This is a genomic window from Pseudomonas artemisiae (assembly GCF_057128685.1).
Map to the genome: position 1 here is coordinate 111,041 of NZ_JBSKHS010000012.1, position 17,267 is coordinate 128,307.

At 60.8% G+C, this 17,267-nt stretch carries 14 protein-coding genes; 4 read left to right on the forward strand and 10 right to left on the reverse strand.

From position 1 onward, the window contains the following. Window positions 1–17: 17 nt before the first annotated feature. The 10 genes from ACWKV4_RS15095 to edd form a co-directional block, all read right to left on the reverse strand. A complete protein-coding gene (locus tag ACWKV4_RS15095) occupies window positions 18–1,307 on the reverse strand; it encodes a carbohydrate porin (RefSeq protein WP_483832936.1) in 1,290 nt (429 codons plus the stop codon). A gap of 145 nt (window positions 1,308–1,452) precedes the next feature. Next, window positions 1,453–2,613, reverse strand: a complete 1,161-nt coding sequence (locus ACWKV4_RS15100) for an ABC transporter ATP-binding protein (RefSeq protein ID WP_483832899.1) — start codon at window positions 2,611–2,613, stop codon at window positions 1,453–1,455. A gap of 3 nt (window positions 2,614–2,616) precedes the next feature. Beyond that, window positions 2,617–3,462, reverse strand: a complete 846-nt coding sequence (locus ACWKV4_RS15105) for a carbohydrate ABC transporter permease (protein ID WP_483832900.1) — start codon at window positions 3,460–3,462, stop codon at window positions 2,617–2,619. After that, window positions 3,455–4,363, reverse strand: coding sequence for a carbohydrate ABC transporter permease (locus ACWKV4_RS15110; RefSeq protein WP_483832901.1), 909 nt, complete (start codon window positions 4,361–4,363; stop codon window positions 3,455–3,457). Before ACWKV4_RS15110 ends, ACWKV4_RS15105 begins: the two co-directional genes overlap by 8 nt. 78 nt (window positions 4,364–4,441) lie before the next feature. After that, a complete protein-coding gene (locus ACWKV4_RS15115; protein ID WP_483832902.1) occupies window positions 4,442–5,728 on the reverse strand; it encodes an ABC transporter substrate-binding protein in 1,287 nt (428 codons plus the stop codon). A 114-nt stretch (window positions 5,729–5,842) separates the two neighbouring features. Next, entirely contained in the window at window positions 5,843–7,090 is a 1,248-nt protein-coding gene (locus ACWKV4_RS15120) for a D-mannose isomerase (RefSeq protein ID WP_483832903.1), read from the reverse strand. 127 nt (window positions 7,091–7,217) lie between these two features. Beyond that, the gene (locus tag ACWKV4_RS15125) at window positions 7,218–8,630 is read right to left on the reverse strand and encodes an ATP-binding protein (protein ID WP_483832904.1); all 1,413 of its coding nucleotides are present in this window, start codon (window positions 8,628–8,630) and stop codon (window positions 7,218–7,220) included. A 34-nt stretch (window positions 8,631–8,664) separates the two neighbouring features. Continuing rightward, complete coding sequence (locus ACWKV4_RS15130) at window positions 8,665–9,384, reverse strand: response regulator (protein WP_483832905.1); 720 nt, start codon at window positions 9,382–9,384, stop codon at window positions 8,665–8,667. 54 nt (window positions 9,385–9,438) lie between these two features. Further along, a complete protein-coding gene (locus ACWKV4_RS15135) occupies window positions 9,439–10,395 on the reverse strand; it encodes a glucokinase (protein ID WP_483832906.1) in 957 nt (318 codons plus the stop codon). Further along, window positions 10,392–12,218 (reverse strand): phosphogluconate dehydratase, encoded by a 1,827-nt coding sequence (gene edd, locus ACWKV4_RS15140; protein WP_483832907.1) that lies wholly within the window; start codon window positions 12,216–12,218, stop codon window positions 10,392–10,394. Before edd ends, ACWKV4_RS15135 begins: the two co-directional genes overlap by 4 nt. 351 nt (window positions 12,219–12,569) lie before the next feature. On the opposite strand from edd, the gene gap reads away from it, so the two are divergent. The 4 genes from gap to ACWKV4_RS15160 all read left to right on the forward strand — a co-directional run bounded on the left by gap (window position 12,570) and on the right by ACWKV4_RS15160 (window position 17,262). Beyond that, window positions 12,570–13,571 (forward strand): type I glyceraldehyde-3-phosphate dehydrogenase, encoded by a 1,002-nt coding sequence (gap, locus tag ACWKV4_RS15145; RefSeq protein WP_483832908.1) that lies wholly within the window; start codon window positions 12,570–12,572, stop codon window positions 13,569–13,571. A gap of 93 nt (window positions 13,572–13,664) precedes the next feature. Continuing rightward, entirely contained in the window at window positions 13,665–14,177 is a 513-nt protein-coding gene (locus ACWKV4_RS15150; protein ID WP_483832937.1) for an RNA polymerase sigma factor, read from the forward strand. 51 nt (window positions 14,178–14,228) lie between these two features. Then, a complete protein-coding gene (locus tag ACWKV4_RS15155) occupies window positions 14,229–14,552 on the forward strand; it encodes a FecR/PupR family sigma factor regulator (RefSeq protein ID WP_483832909.1) in 324 nt (107 codons plus the stop codon). Window positions 14,553–14,769: 217 nt separating this feature from the next. Next, window positions 14,770–17,262: a TonB-dependent receptor gene (locus tag ACWKV4_RS15160; protein ID WP_483832910.1), complete on the forward strand. Its 2,493-nt coding sequence runs from the start codon at window positions 14,770–14,772 to the stop codon at window positions 17,260–17,262. Window positions 17,263–17,267: the final 5 nt, after the last annotated feature.

Consider the following 17,267-nt stretch of genomic DNA (forward strand, 5'->3'; position numbering starts at 1 on the left):
AGCGCGACAGGTACCGCTTAGAACTTCGACTGTACTTTCAGGCCGGCAACCAAGGCGTTGTCGACATCATCCACGCCGCCAGGGCGCTTGATGTACTGCAAGTTAGGCCGCACGGTGAGCCAATTGGTCACGTGGAAGCCGTAGTAGATTTCAGCGTCGTATTCACTGCTGCGAATCGGCGTGAAGCGTGGATTGTCGTAGTCGTTAAAGCCACCCAAGGCATTGGCCAGGCGAGCGTTGTCGGACACGTCGTCGTTCACATGGATACGCGCAACGCCCACGCCGATGTCGTCTTTCGGGCGACCGTCGAACAAGCCCTTATAAACGAAACCAACCTGCTGGTACTGGTCCACTACCGTGGTGGCCTTGTCGTGCACGGTGGCGTTGGCAAAGATGCTCAAACCACGGCTTGCATCGCCATTGTGGCTGGTCAGCTGCTGCTGGGCCACGATCCACCAGCCGTGCTTGCTGCCATGGCTGCGGTAGTCACCGCCGCTGGCTGCTTGCAGTTGGCCGTCTTCGCCTTCGGAAACGTCGTTGGCCTTGGCAGTGCTGTAGTAGTAGCCCAGGCGGTATTCGCCTGGCAGGCCATTGACCGACGGCGACCACACGAACTCCACGGGCAAGATGGCGCCCTTGGTACCGCTGCCGCTGAGTTTCCAAGCGTTGCCGGTTTCCAGGTAGGACGGGTTCTGCTCGTATGCACCTACCTGCGCGTAGAACTCAGGCGTGATGTTGTACTTCACGCGCAAAGCCCATTGGGAAACAGGCCAGTTGTACCAGATGTCGCCGATCCAGTTACCCACCTGAGAGCCGCAGAACGCAAGGTTTTGGAAGTCACAAGGGAAGCTGTTGAAGTCTTCGCCTTCACCGAAACGACCGAATTTCACGTCCAGCTTGTCATCCAGGAAGGTCTGCTTGACCCACATCTGGGTCAGACGCCAGGTTTGGCCCCGGCCCCAGACTTCCTGTGACGAGCTCAGCGTACCGGCACGCGGGTCGCCAATGCGGTCGTTGCTGATGTTGCGTCCGCTACGTTCGGTAACCGCCAGCTTAAACTCGGCGCCATGCCAGCCCAGGAGTTTTTCCAGGTCCAGCTGTACGCCTAGGGCGAACTGGTCCGAGTAGCGCGCGGTGCGATCATCGTTATAGCCGCCATTGAGGTTGGTGGCGGCTTCACCCACGTACTCAAGGGTGAAATCGTAGCCCTTGTCGTACAACTCGTGGCGCAACCCGCCCCAGTCCCCGGTGCCGTACTGAGAAGCATCGTAAGGCTTGGCAGCGTACGCGGTTGTCGCCAGCCCCATGGCACCGAGCACTGACAAGTGCCGGGCCAGCCGTAAGGTGTTCGCTTTAGAGGTTTTTTGCTTGTTCATTCCCTGGCTACCCTCGTTTTATTGTTATTGTAACTCATTGTTATACATAAGGTGTTGCCACCCCATGCTTGCTTTTTTAGCGGCCAGCGAGCTGGGCCACGTTGTTGCCTGGCACCTGGCTGGGGGCCGCGGCCACACGGCCCAAACGCTCCCCGCTCGCGGCGTCGAACAATAGCACTTTGCTTGGATCAAAGCGTACATCCAGCGCGTCTCCTACCCGCGGCGCTTCATCCGGGGCGACCCGGCAGCACACCTTAGTGTCGTTCAGCGTGACGAATACCAGTGTATCGGGGCCGGTGGGCTCGGTCACCTGAACCTCGGCACGCACGCCGGGGAAAGCACTGCCCTGCTCCTTGGCCACGATCAGCTGTTCTGGGCGCACGCCTAGAATCACATCACGGTCTTCCAGCCCGGGCGCCTGCAAGCCCAGGGGAACCTCACAACGGGCCTGGCCACTGTCGAGTACGGCGACCCATCCACTGTCCCGGCGCTGCAAGCGCAGGGGAATGAAGTTCATCGGCGGTGAACCGATAAAGCTGGCCACGAACAGGTTAGCTGGATCATTGTAAATGTCACGCGGGGTACCGAATTGCTGGATGATGCCATCCTTCATCACGGCCACCTTGTCACCCAAGGTCATCGCCTCGATCTGGTCGTGGGTCACATACACCGTAGTAGTACGCAGGCGCTGGTGCATCAGCTTGATTTCAGTACGCATTTCCACGCGCAGCTTGGCGTCCAAGTTCGACAAGGGCTCGTCGAACAGGTAAATCTTCGGCCGTCGGGCCAGGGCTCGGCCCATGGCCACACGCTGCTGCTGGCCACCGGACAATTGCCCAGGTTTGCGTGTAAGCAAATGCTCAATCTGCAATAGCTTGGCTACCCGCGCTACTTCCTGGTCGATCTCAGCGGCAGGCATTTTGCGAATTTTCAAGCCAAAAGCGATGTTGTCCCGCACGGTCATGGTGGGGTACAGCGCATAGGACTGGAACACCATGGCGATGTCCCGGTCTTTCGGGCTCATGCCACTGATGTCGGTACCGTCCACCAGGATCGCGCCACCGGTGATGTTTTCCAGCCCCGCGATGCAGTTCATCAGGGTGGACTTACCGCAGCCGGAGGGGCCCACGAGGATTAGAAACTCCCCCGAGTCGATGGACAGCTGAATGTCCTTGAGCGTGTCCGGCAGGCCACTGCCGTAGCTCTTGATTACATTGCGCAGTTCAAGCGTTGCCATGTTTTACCCCTTGACCGCGCCGGCCGTTAGCCCGCGCAGGAAATACTTGCCCGCCAGTACATACACCAGCAGTGTTGGTAGCCCGGCGATCATTGCCGCGGCCATGTCCACGTTATATTCCTTCACGCCCGTACTGGTGTTGACCAAGTTATTCAGCGCCACCGTGATGGGCTGGGCATCGCCACTGGCGAACACCACGCCGAAGAGGAAGTCGTTCCAGATCTGGGTGAACTGCCAGATCAGGCATACCATGATGGTGGGAATGGACATTGGCAGCAAAATGCGCCCAAAGATGGTGAAAAACCCTGCCCCGTCCAACCGCGCGGCTCGCACCAGCGCTTCTGGCACGCTTACATAGAAGTTGCGGAAGAACAGCGTGGTAAAGGCAAGGCCGTATACCACATGTACCAGTACCAGGCCGGTAGTGGTATTGGCCAGGCCGATCTTGCCCAGCGTAAAGGAGGCCGGCAGCAGCACGGTCTGGAACGGCAGGAAGCAACCGAACAGCAACAGGCCGAAGAACAGCTGCGAACCACGGAAGCGCCACATGGACAGCACATAACCGTTGAGTGCGCCCACGAAGGTAGAAATCAATACCGCCGGCACGGTGATTTTCACCGAGTTCCAGAAGTAACCCCCTACCGTGCCCCAGGCCTTGCCCCAGCCTTCGACCGTAAAGCTAGCGGGCAGGCTGAGCAGATTCCCGGCGAATACGTCTTCCGGGGATTTGAAGCTGGTCAGCAGCATCACCACCAACGGCACCAGATACACCGCCGCCGCGGCAATCAGCACCGCGTAGATGGCCACACGGTCCCAGGTCAACCCTTGCTTGAGGCGAGTGTCAGTCATGGCGCTTGCCTCGCAGTTCCGAGTACAGGTAAGGCACCAGGATTGCCAGGATTGCCCCCAGCATCAGCATGGCGCTGGCTGAACCAATGGCCATCTGGCCACGGCTGAAGGTGAACGAGTACATGAACACCGCAGGCAGGTCGGAGGCATAGCCGGGGCCACCCGCGGTCATGGCCATCACCAGGTCGAAACTCTTGATGGCGATGTGCGCCAGAATCATAAAGGCGCTGAAGAACACCGGCCGCAGGCTAGGCAGCACGATTTTCAAATAAATGGTGGGTAAACTGGCGCCATCTACCTGAGCGGCACGTACAATGGAGCTGTCCACGCCGCGCAAGCCTGCCAGAAACAACGCCATCACAAAGCCGGAGGCCTGCCATACGGCGGCGATTACCACGCAGTAAATCACCCGGTCCTGATCGACCAGCCAGTCCAGGCGAAAACCTTCCCAGCCCCAGTCCCGCAGCATTTTGTCCAGGCCAAGGCCAGGGTTGAGCAGCCACTTCCAGGCGGTGCCGGTGACGATCATCGACAAGGCCATGGGATACAGGTAGATGGTGCGCAGGAAGCCTTCGCGGCGAATGCGCTGGTCCAGCAATACTGCCAGGAATACACCGATAACCAGGCTGATAGCAATGAACATGCCGCCGAAGATCATCAGGTTCTTGCTCGCGACCCACCAGCGGTCGTTATCCATCAGCCGTGCGTACTGTTGCAGGCCTACGAATTTGTAGTTGGGCAAGAATGTGGAATTGGTGAACGAGAGTACAAACGTCCAGATGATGTAACCATAAAAGCCCACGAGCACGATGACCATGCTCGGCGCCAATACCAACTTGGGCAGCCAGCGTTGCAAGGCGTCCAAGGGCGAGGCTTTGCTCAGTGCCGCTACAGCGCTCATAAACTTGGGTTCCGCGAAAACATTCAGGTTCGGGACCGCCGCCCCTGCAATGGCAGGCGCGGGGTCAGGCCAGCGTTCTTACTTGGCGGACTTGATAGCCGCCGCCAGCTTTTTAGCCGCCGCTGCTGGGTCTGCCTTCGGATCGTTGATGTAGTTGGTCACCACATCGAAGAACGCCCCTTGTACCGCCAGCGAAGTGGCCATGTTGTGGGCCATGCTTGGCTGCAAGCCACCAGACTTGTCATCAGCCAGGAAGTCCTTGGCCGCCTGCTGGGCGCAGGAATCGAAGCCGAGTTTCTCCATGTCGTTCTGCATGTCCGTGCGGACTGGGATCGAACCCTTGTTAAGGCTGAAGATTTTCTGGAAGTCAGTACCCAGCGCAACCTTGGCCAAATCCTGCTGTGCCGCGATGGTGCCTTTGTCCTTGACCAGGAACACTGCCAGCGAGTCAATATTGTAGGTGAAGGCTTTATCAGTGCCTGGGAATGGCACGCACTGGTAATCCTTGCCCGCTACCTTCTTGGCGGCGGTCCATTCGCTCTTGGCCCAGTCGCCCATGGCCTGCATGCCGGCTTTGCCGTTAATCACGTCAGCGGCTGCGATGTTCCAGTCACGACCGGCGCGGTTGACGTCCATGTAGGTGGCGACTTTTTTCAGCTCGGTGAGGGCCTTGACCATGTCCGGGCCGGTCAGCGCGCTTTCGTCCAGGTCTACCAATGCCTTCTTGAAGCCTTCAGGGCCCATCACCGACAGCACGACGTCTTCGAATACCGTACTGTCCTGCCAGGGTTGACCACCGTGGGCCAGGGCGATGAAACCGGCGGCCTTGAGCTTGTCGCCAGCGGCATAGAATTCTTCCAGGGTGGTCGGCGCCTTGGCGATACCGGCCTTTTTGAACACTTCAGGGTTGATCCAGAGCCAGTTAACCCGATGAATGTTCACCGGCACGGCCACATAATCACCCTCGTACTTGACGGTGTCGGAGACCTTTTTAGAGAGCAGCGAATCCCACTTCTCTTCCTTGGCTACGTCTTTGAGGGCATCGGTACTGAGCAAGCCGGGGCTGGCCCATTCCTGAATGTCGGGGCCTTTGATCTGGGCAACGCCGGGGGGGTTGCCGGCCACTGTGCGGCTTTTGAGTACGGTCATGGCCGTAGAGCCACCACCCCCCGCCACAGCGCCGTCTTTCCAGGTAAAGCCGTCTTTTTCAACCTGGGCCTTGAGCACATCGACTGCGGCTTTTTCGCCACCGGAGGTCCACCAGTGCACCACTTCTACAGTGCCTTTGCTGTCAGCGGCCTGGGCAGCGAACGGGGCCAGGGTGGCGAGGGAAATCAGAGCGGCGAGGCGATTGATCGCGTTCATCGAAATACCTTTTTGTTGTTATGGGTTGCAAGTCTGATGCTTGCGCTGCGGGGAGTGTAGGCAAGGTTGTTAGCGCGCCAGGTAACGAATGGATGCGTAATTGTCACAATCTCGTTACATAAGTAAGTGTTGGGCCACGGCTGTCGCCATACTAGGCGCCAAGGGTAGCCGCGGGAGCAACACCGCCTGCCAGGCGTGATAAAGATCTGGCTTGCCACCCCACACCTGCGCGGAAGGTTGATTGGCCGAGTCCAACTCGTGGTGCCAACTGCCGGCCTGAAGGTCGATCAAATGCGTTGCGGTGAATTCCCAGAAGGTCCGGTACCATTGCTCGAAGCCCCGCTCCCCGGTACGGCGCAACAAGGCCGCGGCGGCCGCGCTTGCCTCGGCATGCACCCAATGCATGCGCTCACGTACCACGGGCCGGTCTTGCCAATCGAGCGTGTACACAATGCCGTCAGCGCCATCGGCGCACCAGGCCGTTCGGCAGGCAGTGTCGAACAACTGGCGGGCGCCGCTCAGCAACCAGGCCGGCGCTTCCAGCCCGCCACGCGTCAGCGAGGCCTCCAGATGGAGCAACAAGCGCGCCCACTCAAAGGCATGCCCAGGCGTGCTGCCGTAGGGGCGGAAGGGGTCCGCCGGGGTGGCTTGATTGTAGCCAGGCAGTGGCTGCCAATCGGCGCTGAAATGCTCCAACACGCGGTGGCCATTGGCGGCTGCGTGGTGGTGGATGATCCGTTCGCAGATCCGTAGCGCGCGGCTTAGCCACAGGGTGTTGCCGGTGGCGTCGGCCAGGGCCAGAAAGGCCTCGACACTGTGCATATTGCTGTTGGCGCCGCGATAGGCTTCTTCACTACCCCACGCCTGGTCGAAACCTTCGCGCATGGCACCTTCGCTTTCGCTCCAGAAGTGCTCTTCGATCACCGCAACGGCCTGGGTAAGCAGTGCCTGGGCACCGGGCCGGCCTGCGACCACCGCAGAGCTGGCGGCCAGCGCCACGAACGCATGCAGGTAAGCCGCCTTTGCGGTGTCGCCATCAGCGTGATTCGCGCTGGCGTACCAGCCGCCATGGGTGTGGTCACGCAGGCAACCCGCCAGGGCGCTTATGCCATGGTCCACCAAGGCGGCGAAGCCTGGCAGCCCTTGCAACTGGGCAAGCGCGAAGCTGTGGGTCATACGGGTGGTGATCAGCAGTTGGGCCGGCGCGGGTGTTAGCGCACCTTGCGCGTCCAGGTAGCCAAAGCCTTCTGGGAGCCGCGCGGCACGGGCAAAGGCCAGCAATCGCAAGCCTTCGTCCGCGAGCCATTGGCGGTGGGCAGGGGCATTGAGCCAACTGCTGAAATCCAGTTCTAGCGTATTCATCAAGTACCTTGTTTTTGTTGTTCGCTCCGCAGTGTACTCAAGGCACGAAAGCCTACGCGTAACGAAACGTTCTTGAATGTCACTACCCGGTGACGTTAGAGCCACACCTACCTCGGCCGATTCAGTTTCAGCAACAAGGTTGCCCACGTGGCAGATTCAGTGTGACCCTCAAGCCGCCTTGGGGAAGGTTGCTCAGGGTCACTTCGCCCCCATGGCTATGGGCGATATTGCGCGCGATACCCAAACCCAAGCCGTAGCCTTGCTGGTTGGTGGACAAGCGAAAATTCGGCTCGAATACTTTTTCCAACCGCTGGGGCGCAATGCCGGGCCCTTCGTCGTCCACATGCACGACCAAGCCGGCTTCGGTATCGGCAATGGAGACATGGGCGCGCTGGCCGTACTTGAGCGCGTTGTCGATCAAGTTACCCATGCACCGTTTGAGCGCCAGGGGCTTGCCCTGGTAGGGCCAGCACGCGACACCTGAGAGGGTGACCCGCCCGTTGCCATCGTTAGCGACATAAGGCTCCACCAAGCAATCAAGTACCTGATTCAGGTCCACAGGTTCGATGTTCTCGTGGATGTCAGTGTCTTTTACACACTGCAGCGCACCCTTGACCAATAACTCCAGCTCGTCCAGGTCGCGACTGAACTTAGCTTGCACGGCTTCATCTTCCAGCAGCTCTACCCGCAGGCGCAGGCGGGTGATGGGGGTGCGCAAGTCGTGGGAAATCGCGCTGAACAGCTGACTGCGCTCATTTAGGTAGCGGCTGATGCGGGTACGCATGGCGTAGAAGGCACGGCTGACCTCCACCACCTCGCTGCCGCCGCCCTCCACTGGTGGCTGCTCCACTTCCGCGCCCAGGGATAGTTCACGGGCTGCTCGGGCCAGGCGCTTGAGCGGGCGGCTTTGCCAGTGCACCAACAAGCCAATGAACAGCAATAAAAACGCGCTGGTCAGCAGGATAAACGCCACCTGCTGGGCTGGGAGTTCTTCTTCTTCCAGCGTGGTGTAAGGCTCTGGCAGCAGCGAGGCGATATACAGCCATTCGCCCTCCCCCAGGCGGATCTGGGTCACCATGACGGGCGGGTTTACCGGTTCCAGCGTCAACGCATAATGGGCCCAGGAGCGTGGCAGTTCGTCCAGGCTCAGGCCACTGTTGAAAATCCGCAAGTCCTGCGGGTGCACGAATTGCACGGTCAGCTCTACACCGGCGCCTAACTGCTGGTGAAGCACGTCGCTCACCGCCTCGATGACCGCGCTTCGCCGGGGTGTCGGCTCCAGCACGCGCATCCCTAAGGGTTTGTCGTTAAGCGAGACCACGAAGCGCGTTCCGCCCATGCTGCGCAGTTGGTCCAACACCAGCGGGCGGTAGGCCAGGGGCAATGAGCGGAAATAACTGGCGCTGGCCGACATGGAGTGGGCCAGGCTACGGGCACTGGTAATCAACCCCTCGAGTTGGGTGGCACGCAGTTGGGACAGCCAGATCACGCTCGACAGGGCCTGCCCCAAGAGCACCGCAAGCAGGGTGAGCAGAAGCATGCGGCTCAGCAGCGACCGGGGCAGCCTCGGCTGTTTAAGCCGTAACAACGTTGGCCGCCAGCAGGTAACCACTGCCGCGCACGGTGCGAATCAGCCGCGGCGGCTTTTCGGTATCACGCAGCCGCTGGCGCAACCGGCTGACCGCCATATCCACGATGCGGTCCAGAGGCATGGGTTCGCGCCCTCGGGTGGCATTGCCGATGGTGTCGCGATCGAGAATCTGCTGGGGGTGGTCCAGGAACAACTTGAGCAAGGCAAAGTCGGCCCCCGACAGGATTACTTCTTCGCCGTCCACATGGAACAGCCGGTGGCTAACCACGTCCAGGCGCCACTCATCGAAGGCCAGCAGTTCACCGGCCCGCTCACTGCCAAACTGCGCCCGGCGCAGCAGGGCTTTGATCCGCGCTTGCAGCTCTCGCGGGCTGAAGGGTTTGCCCAAGTAATCATCCGCGCCTAACTCCAGACCCACGATACGGTCGGCCTCGTCGGAGCTGGCAGTGAGCATGATAATAGGCACCTGGGCCTGGCGAGGGTGCTGACGTACCCAACGGCATAGGCTGAAGCCGTCTTCGTCAGGCAGCATGATGTCAAGAATGACCAGGTCGAAACTGGCTCCGTTGAAGGCCTCGCGAAAGCCTTGGCCATCGCTGACCGCCCTGACCTGAAAGCCGGAGCGGCCCAGGTAGGTGATCAGCAGTTCACGGATGTCCTGGTCGTCGTCTACCAGAAGGATGGTTTTGCCGGCAGTGGTCAAGGCTGTTATTTCCCGTCAACCCGGGTCGTCGCCCGTTCGACGCCGATTAGACGCCTAGACTGGCCCTTCCCGCAAGGCTACACCGGCCCCGATCAACCCCGAGAACTCGGCAGTCACGACCCACACCGGCACATTGGCGAAATAGCCGCTCATGCAGCCCTTGTCGGTAAAGCTTTCGTTGAAGCCGCTGGCCAGGAACAGCTCGATAAACTTGGGGATCACCCCTCCTACGATATACACGCCGCCCAGGCCGCCTACCGTCAGCACGTTATTGCCCGCGACCCTACCCAGGAAACGGCAGAACTGGTCGATGGTCTGCCGCGCCACGGCATCCCCGGCCAGGGCCAGCTCGGTTACCTTGGCAGGCTCGGTGGCCTTGGGCGTATGGCCGTCCACCGCGCAAATCGCCTGGTACAGGCGCAGCAGGCCGCCCCCACTGAGGATGGTCTCGGCACTGACATGACCAATGTCGTTCTGAATGTGCTGACGCAGGCGGGCCTCGCGCTCGCTGCCTACGGGCAGGTCTACATGGCCACCCTCCCCTGGCAGCGCCATGTAATGACCAGCGCCCAGGTTTAGCAGGGTGCCCATGCCCAGCCCGGTACCTGGGCCGATCACCACCGCTGGCCGGGCGGGGTCGGCACGCCCTTCGCGCACGGCCTGGTACTCGCTCGGTTGCAACCGGGTCATGCCCAGAGCCATGGCGGTGAAGTCGTTGACCAGCAGCAGGCGGTCAACACGCAAGGTGGCGCAGAAGGCCTTCTGGCTGATCCGCCAATGGTTGTTGGTAAAACGGAATTCGTCCCCATCCACGGGGCCGGCGACCGCCAGGCATACCGACTTGACCGCGCCAACGGCCAGGCCCTGGCCCTGAAGGTATTGAGCGATCGCTTGCTCGGGGCTGGTGTAGTCGGCGGTGGCAAACACCTGCACCGCACGCATCGCGTCGTTTTCCCACAGGGCAAAACGGGCGTTGGTGCCGCCGATATCACCTACCAATGCCAATGTCATTTAAGGGCTCCCAAAGCCGAGGTAAAGGCGCTGGCGCCTTGCTCGGCCGAGCTGAAGGCCACCCGCATGAAACTGAAAAGTTCGCGACCACAGCCTACGCTGCTGTCGACACTCGGCACCGCCGCTTCGCGGGCAGCCAGTTCGGCTGGATCTACCATGATCTGCAAGGTACCCGTCGTTCCATCCACGCGGATGACATCCCCATCGCGCACGCGCGCAAGAGGGCCGCCATCGACCCCTTCGGGGCATACATGGATCGCCGCCGGGATCTTGCCCGAAGCACCTGACATTCGTCCATCGGTAACCAAGGCGACTTTAAACCCTCGGTCTTGAAGTACGCCCAGGAATGGAGTCATTTTGTGCAACTCGGGCATGCCGTTGGCCCGCGGGCCTTGGAAACGCACCACGGCTACAAGGTCCCGTTCCAGCTCACCGGCCTTGAACGCATCGGCCAACTGCTGCTGGTCCTCGAACACCCGCGCCGGTGCTTCCACCACGCGAAACTCCGGCGCCACGGCCGACACTTTCATCACGCCCCGGCCCAGATTGCCTTCCATTACCCGCAGCCCACCCTCGGTGGAGAACGGTCGGCTCGCCGGGCGCAGAATGGTGTCCTCAAGGCTGGCGGTCGGCCCTTCGCGCCATACCACCTTGCCGTTGTCCAGGAACGGCTCTTGGGTATAGGCTCGCAAGCCCTCGCCCATGACGGTCTTTACGTTCTCGTGCAACAGGCCAGCGGCAAGCAACTCGCCGATCAGAAACGCCATGCCGCCGGCGGCCTGGAAGTGGTTGATGTCCGCCTTGCCGTTGGGGTAGACATTGGACAGCGTAGGCACCACCTCGGAGAGGTCGGCCATGTCTTTCCAAGTGAGCTGGATACCGGCCGCCATGGCAATGGCCGGCAAGTGCAAGGTGTGGTTGGTGGAACCACCGGTAGCATGCAGCGCTACACAGGCGTTGACCAAGGCGCGTTCGTCGACAATCTCGCCCAAGGGCATGAAGTTACCGCTGGCCTTGGTGATGCGCACCACTTGCTGCGCGGCCTCGACAGTGAGCGCCTCGCGCAGTGGCGTGTTGGGGTTGATAAAAGACGCACCTGGCAAATGCAGGCCCATGACTTCCATCACCAGTTGGTTAGTGTTGGCCGTGCCGTAGAAGGTACAGGTGCCCGGGCTGTGGTAGCTCTTCATCTCTGATTCGAGCAGTTCTTCACGGCTGGCCTTGCCTTCGGCGTAGCGCTGGCGAACGTCGGCTTTTTGCTTGTTAGAAATGCCCGAAGGCATAGGCCCGCCGGGTACGAAGATCGTCGGCAGATGGCCAAAGCGCAGCGCGCCTATCATCAAACCCGGCACGATCTTGTCGCAGATGCCCAGGCACAACGCCGCGTCGAACATGTTGTGTGACAACGCCACCGCGGTGGCCATGGCAATGGTTTCGCGGCTGGCGATAGACAGTTCCATGCCCGGCTCACCCTGGGTGACACCGTCGCACATGGCCGGCACGCCACCGGCGAATTGCCCTACCGAGCCCATCTCTCGCAACGCCGCCTTGATCACCTCAGGGTAGCGCTCGTAAGGCTGGTGGGCCGAGAGCATATCGTTATAAGCCGACACGATGGCCACGTTGGCAGCGTTGAGCAAGCGCAACTGGTGCTTGTCCTGTTCGCCGCAGCCCGCCACGCCATGGGCGAAGTTGGCGCATTGCAGCTTGCCGCGCTGGGGCCCCTCGCTGGCGGCCCCCTGGATCATGGCCAGGTAACGCTCGCGCGTGGGGCGGCTGCGTTCGATCAGCCGTTGGGTAACCTCGAGGACGCGGGGATGCATGTAGGACTCCAGGCTTTCAGGAATGGGACCGTTGTCGGGCGCGCATCTGGATCGACCTGGCGAAATCTTTCAACTTAACTGCCAGAGGTCGATCAAAAGACAGAACCGTACCGGTCACGCGTTGTAGATAAAACAAAATTCTGCCATTAAAAAGGCTTGTTTTCTATTTCTATGCGAATAATCTTGTAATTCCAACAACAAAACAGATTCCGGTGATACGGTTCTTCGGCTAACAGCCGGTTGAAAAACCAAGGCGCGGCAGCTAAGCCTGTGATTAGCACGCCTTGGCAACGCAGGTGTTTTTTCAGCAGCCTGTTAAGGGCACTCACATTCTGACAGTAGGTAATGCCAATGACCCTTCGCATCGCTATCAACGGTTTCGGCCGCATCGGCCGGAACGTGCTTCGCGCACTCTATACCCAAGACTATCGCCAACATCTGCAGGTCGTCGCCATCAACGACCTGGGCGACAGCGCAATGAACGCCCACCTGCTCAAGTACGACACCGTCCACGGCGCCTTTGATGCAACTGTAGAACACGATGACAATGGCCTGAGTGTCAATGGCGACCAGATTACCGTGACCGCCCTTCGCAACCCTGCCGAGCTGCCTTGGAAAAGCCTCAACGTAGACGTGGTGTTCGAATGTACCGGTTTATTTACCAGCCGGGAAAAAGCCGCCGCGCATATCACTGCCGGCGCGCGCAAGGTGATTATTTCCGCCCCTGCCAAGGGCGCCGACGCCACCGTAGTCTATGGCGTGAACCATGACATCCTGACTGCCAAGCACGAGGTGATTTCCAGCGCTTCTTGCACCACCAACTGCCTGGCACCGGTAGCTCAGGTGCTGGACCGGGAGCTGGGAATCGAGCAAGGCCTGATGACCACCATCCACGCCTACACCAACGACCAGAACCTGATCGACGTGTACCACGCCGACCCATTCCGCGCGCGCTCGGCTACTCACTCGATGATCCCCAGCAAAACCGGCGCCGCAGAGGCCGTTGGCCTGGTATTGCCACAATTGGCCGGTAAGCTCACGGGGATGGCGGTGCGGGTACCGGTAATCAACGTATCCTTGGTGGACCTGACTCTGAACGTGGGGCGCGATACGAGCGCAGAAGAAATCAACGCGTTGTTCAAAACCGCGGCACAGGGTTCCAAAGTGCTGGGCTACAACGCTCTGCCGCTGGTGTCTTGTGATTTCAACCACAACCCTCTGTCGTCGATCTTCGACGCCAACCACACCAAGGTAAATGGCCGCATGATCAAGGTCATGGCCTGGTATGACAACGAATGGGGCTTCTCCAATCGCATGCTGGACAACTGCCTGGCATTGATGAAGGTTGCCTGAGCCTCGATACAAGGGCCATTCTTAAGCGCAACGGCTTGACCGAGATAAAAGATGAGAAGCATTATCATCTTCTGCCTCGGTCAGGTTATCGTTGTGAGCCAATCCCGATTCGACACCCTCTTTCTTCAGCACCGCCTTAGCTTGCTGCGCACATTGCAACGCATGGTCCACAATACCAGCGTGGCCGAGGAGCTGCTGCACGACACCTGGCTGCGGGTGACCACAGCAGTGGCCGACCGGCCGATCGAACACCTGGAACCCTTTGTCTTTCAAACCGCCCGCAACCTGGCGCTGGACCACTTGCGCGCGCGGCAGCGCCAGGCGCTCACCCTCGAAACCCTGCCTTTGGAAGACCTGCACCAAGTACCCGCTCCAGGCAGCAGCGCTGAAGGGGCTACCCACGCCCAGCGCGTGCTTGAGCGTTTGAACGCCAGCCTCGCCGACCTTACCGCCCGTCAACGGGCAATCTTCTTGCGCAGCCGCGTGCAGGGCCAAGCCTGCCCAACCATCGCCAAGGCCTTGGGGGTGTCCACCAGTACGGTGCAAAAGGAGCTCACATTCATCATGCGAACCTGCGTGAAAGCGGTGGGTGACCCGCTTCGCTAGGCTGTGTACCCTTGGCCCTTATTTCAGGATTAAGCCCAAGGACTCTGCTCGATGACTGAACCCGCCCTCCAGGCCCCATCGGCAATGCCCGCGCAAACCATGGACGAGGCTCTGGATTGGTTGATCGTGCTGGCAAGCCCTACCCCGGCACAGTGCCAGGGCTTCGATGCCTGGTTGGCTCGCGACCCTGACCATGCCGCGGCCTATGCCAAGGTTAGTGCTGCCTGGAGCCACACGGCGATCAGTGAGGCCGCAAAGGCCCTTCCCCCTCTCGCCCAGTCGCGGCGGCACTGGCGTGGGCTATGGCCGGGCTTGGCGGTGGCGGCTTTGGTCCTGCTGGGTATTGCCCTGTACGGGTGGATCGCGGCCAGGTAAATCTGCTGGGCGATCAACCACCGCGTCCGCGCCTGCCCGCGGGCACGAGCGTAGAGGTGGCGTCCAGGGGCTTTGGCCAGCCTACCCCGCTACTGTCCGGCCCTGGCAGCTATTTACGTTTTGTAAAAAATACCTGCCCTAAATAGTTACGCGATTTCCCGCCTGGTTCGTCTCGTCTTTTGCCAATGCAAATAATTCGCATCGAGACGGAGCCTTTATGCCTTACCCTTTATTTCCCAGCGCGCTACTGGCCGCTGCCGTCACCCTGAGTGCGCCAGCGCTGGCGGAGCCCAGCCCGGCGCGTGAGTTTTCCATCGCGCCTCAGCCGTTGGCGAGCGCGCTCAACGCCTTTAGCCAAGCAACCGGCTGGCAACTGGGCATGCCCGCCGAACTGGCCAAGGGCATCGATTCTCCAGGCGTTACAGGGCACCTTGCAGCCGAGCACGCCTTGGTACGTTTGCTAAGCAACACGGGGCTTTCGTATCGCACCGTCAGCAACGGCTCAGTGGTGCTGGAGCGCGGCAACACGGTGGAACTGGGCCCGGTGACCGTCAGCGCCACCCGTCGGCCCCAGGCCGTCACCCGCGTGCCCGGCAGTGTCAGCGTGATCGAACGTCAAGCGCTGGACCAAGGCCAAGTCAATGACATTCAGGACCTGGCCCGCTACGAGCCGGGCGTAAGCGTGGGCGGTACTGGCCAGCGGGCGGGCATCACCGGCTACAACATTCGCGGCATTGATGGCGCTCGGGTTCTGACCCAGGTCGATGGAGTGGCAGTGCCCGACAGCTATTTCTTCGGCCCGTACGCGCAAACCCAGCGCAATTACGTGGACCCTGAGATCGTCAAGCGCGTGGAAATCCTTCGCGGCCCGAACTCGTCGCTTTACGGTAGCAGCGCCATTGGCGGCGCCGTCAGCTATTACACCCTGGACCCTAGCGACATCCTCAAGCCCGACCGGGCCACTGGCGCTCGGCTCAAGGCCGGTTACAGCGGCAAAGACAGCAGTTGGCTCAAATCTGGCACCCTTGCCGGGCGAGACGGGGACTTCGACGCGTTGCTGCACCTAAGTCAGCGGGACGGCCATGAAACCGAATCCTTCGGCGAGAACCGGGGCACAGGCCTGGCCCGTACCGCAGCCAACCCTAAGGACGTTCACAGCACCAGCCTGTTGGCGAAAACCGGCTGGAACTACAACGACGATGGCCGCCTGGCGCTCACCTACGAGCGCTACCAAAGCCGTGCCGAGGAAGACGTCAAAAGCGCCTATGGAGGCCCCTTCGCAGGCGGCGGTGGGCAAAACCTGTACCGTTGGCGCAAGAGCGACGACCTGATCACCCGTGAGCGTTTCAGCCTGTCGCATTCCACCGCGCTCAGTACAGCCTTCGCTGATCAGGCCAACTGGAGCCTTAGCTACCAGGTGGCCAAAACAGACCAGCGCACCGCCGAACACTATGTGCCGTGGACTCGCCAAGTGCTGCGTCACCGGCAAACCACGTATAAAGACCGCCAGTGGTTCTTCGACGGGCAACTGGAAAAGGCCTTCGCCCTTGGCGCCTTTGATCATGAGCTAACCTACGGCGCCAGCCTGAAGCACCAGAAGGTCACGGGCCTGCGTTCGGGTCACGGCATTTGCCTGGCCGCAGGTTTCAACTGCAAGCCGGGCCAGAGCAGCCCCGGAGATTACCTGACGCCCCAGAGCGACTTCCCCGCCCCCACCGTGAACACCTACAGCCTGTTTGCACAGGATGAAATTCGCCTGGGCGACTGGACGCTTCTACCAGGGGCACGCTACGACTACACCCGCCTGCAACCGCGCCTGACCGATGAATTTCTGCGTGCCGTGAACAACCCCGGCGAGGTCAACGATGCCGCCAAAACTTGGCACCGGCTATCGCCCAAACTGGGCGTGACCTACGCGCTGAGTGAGCATACCCGTTGGTACGGCCAGTATGCCGAGGGCTTTCGCACCCCTACCGCCAAGGCCCTGTATGGCCGCTTCGAAAGCGCCGATGGCAGCTATAAGGTCGCGCCCAACCCAAACCTGAAGCCCGAAAAAAGCCGCAGCTTTGAAACCGGCCTGCGCGGCTATTTTGATATCGGCAACTACGAGCTGGCGCTGTTCTACAACAGCTACCGGGATTTCATCGATGAAAACGCCCTGCAGCCGGGCTACAGCGAAACGACCTTCCGCAGCAACAACATCAAGCGTGCCAGCATTCATGGCGCCGAAGCCAAGGGCCGGCTCAACCTCAGTACCTGGGGCGCGCCAGATGGCCTCTATACCCAAGGCTCGCTGGCTTACGCCTACGGCCGCAACCAAGACACCGGCGCCCCGCTCAATAGCGTGAACCCACTGACCGCGGTGATCGGCGTGGGCTATGAGCAGCCGCGCTATGGCGCGCAAGCCAGTTGGACCCTGGTCAAACGCAAGACCCGCGTGGATGAAAGCGCGCTCAACACCCCAGATGGCGGCACGCTGTTCCGTGCCCCAGGCTTTGGCGTACTGGACCTGACCGGCTACTACAAGGTCACCCGCGACCTGACGCTCAGCGCCGGGTTGTACAACCTCACCAACCAAAAATACTGGCTGTGGGACAACGTGCGCGGCTACGACAGCGTAGGCGAAGCCGCGGTGACCGCCCCTGCCAACCTGGGCCGGCTCACCGAGCCGGGCCGCAACCTGTCCTTCAACCTGGTGTGGGACATCTGATCCCC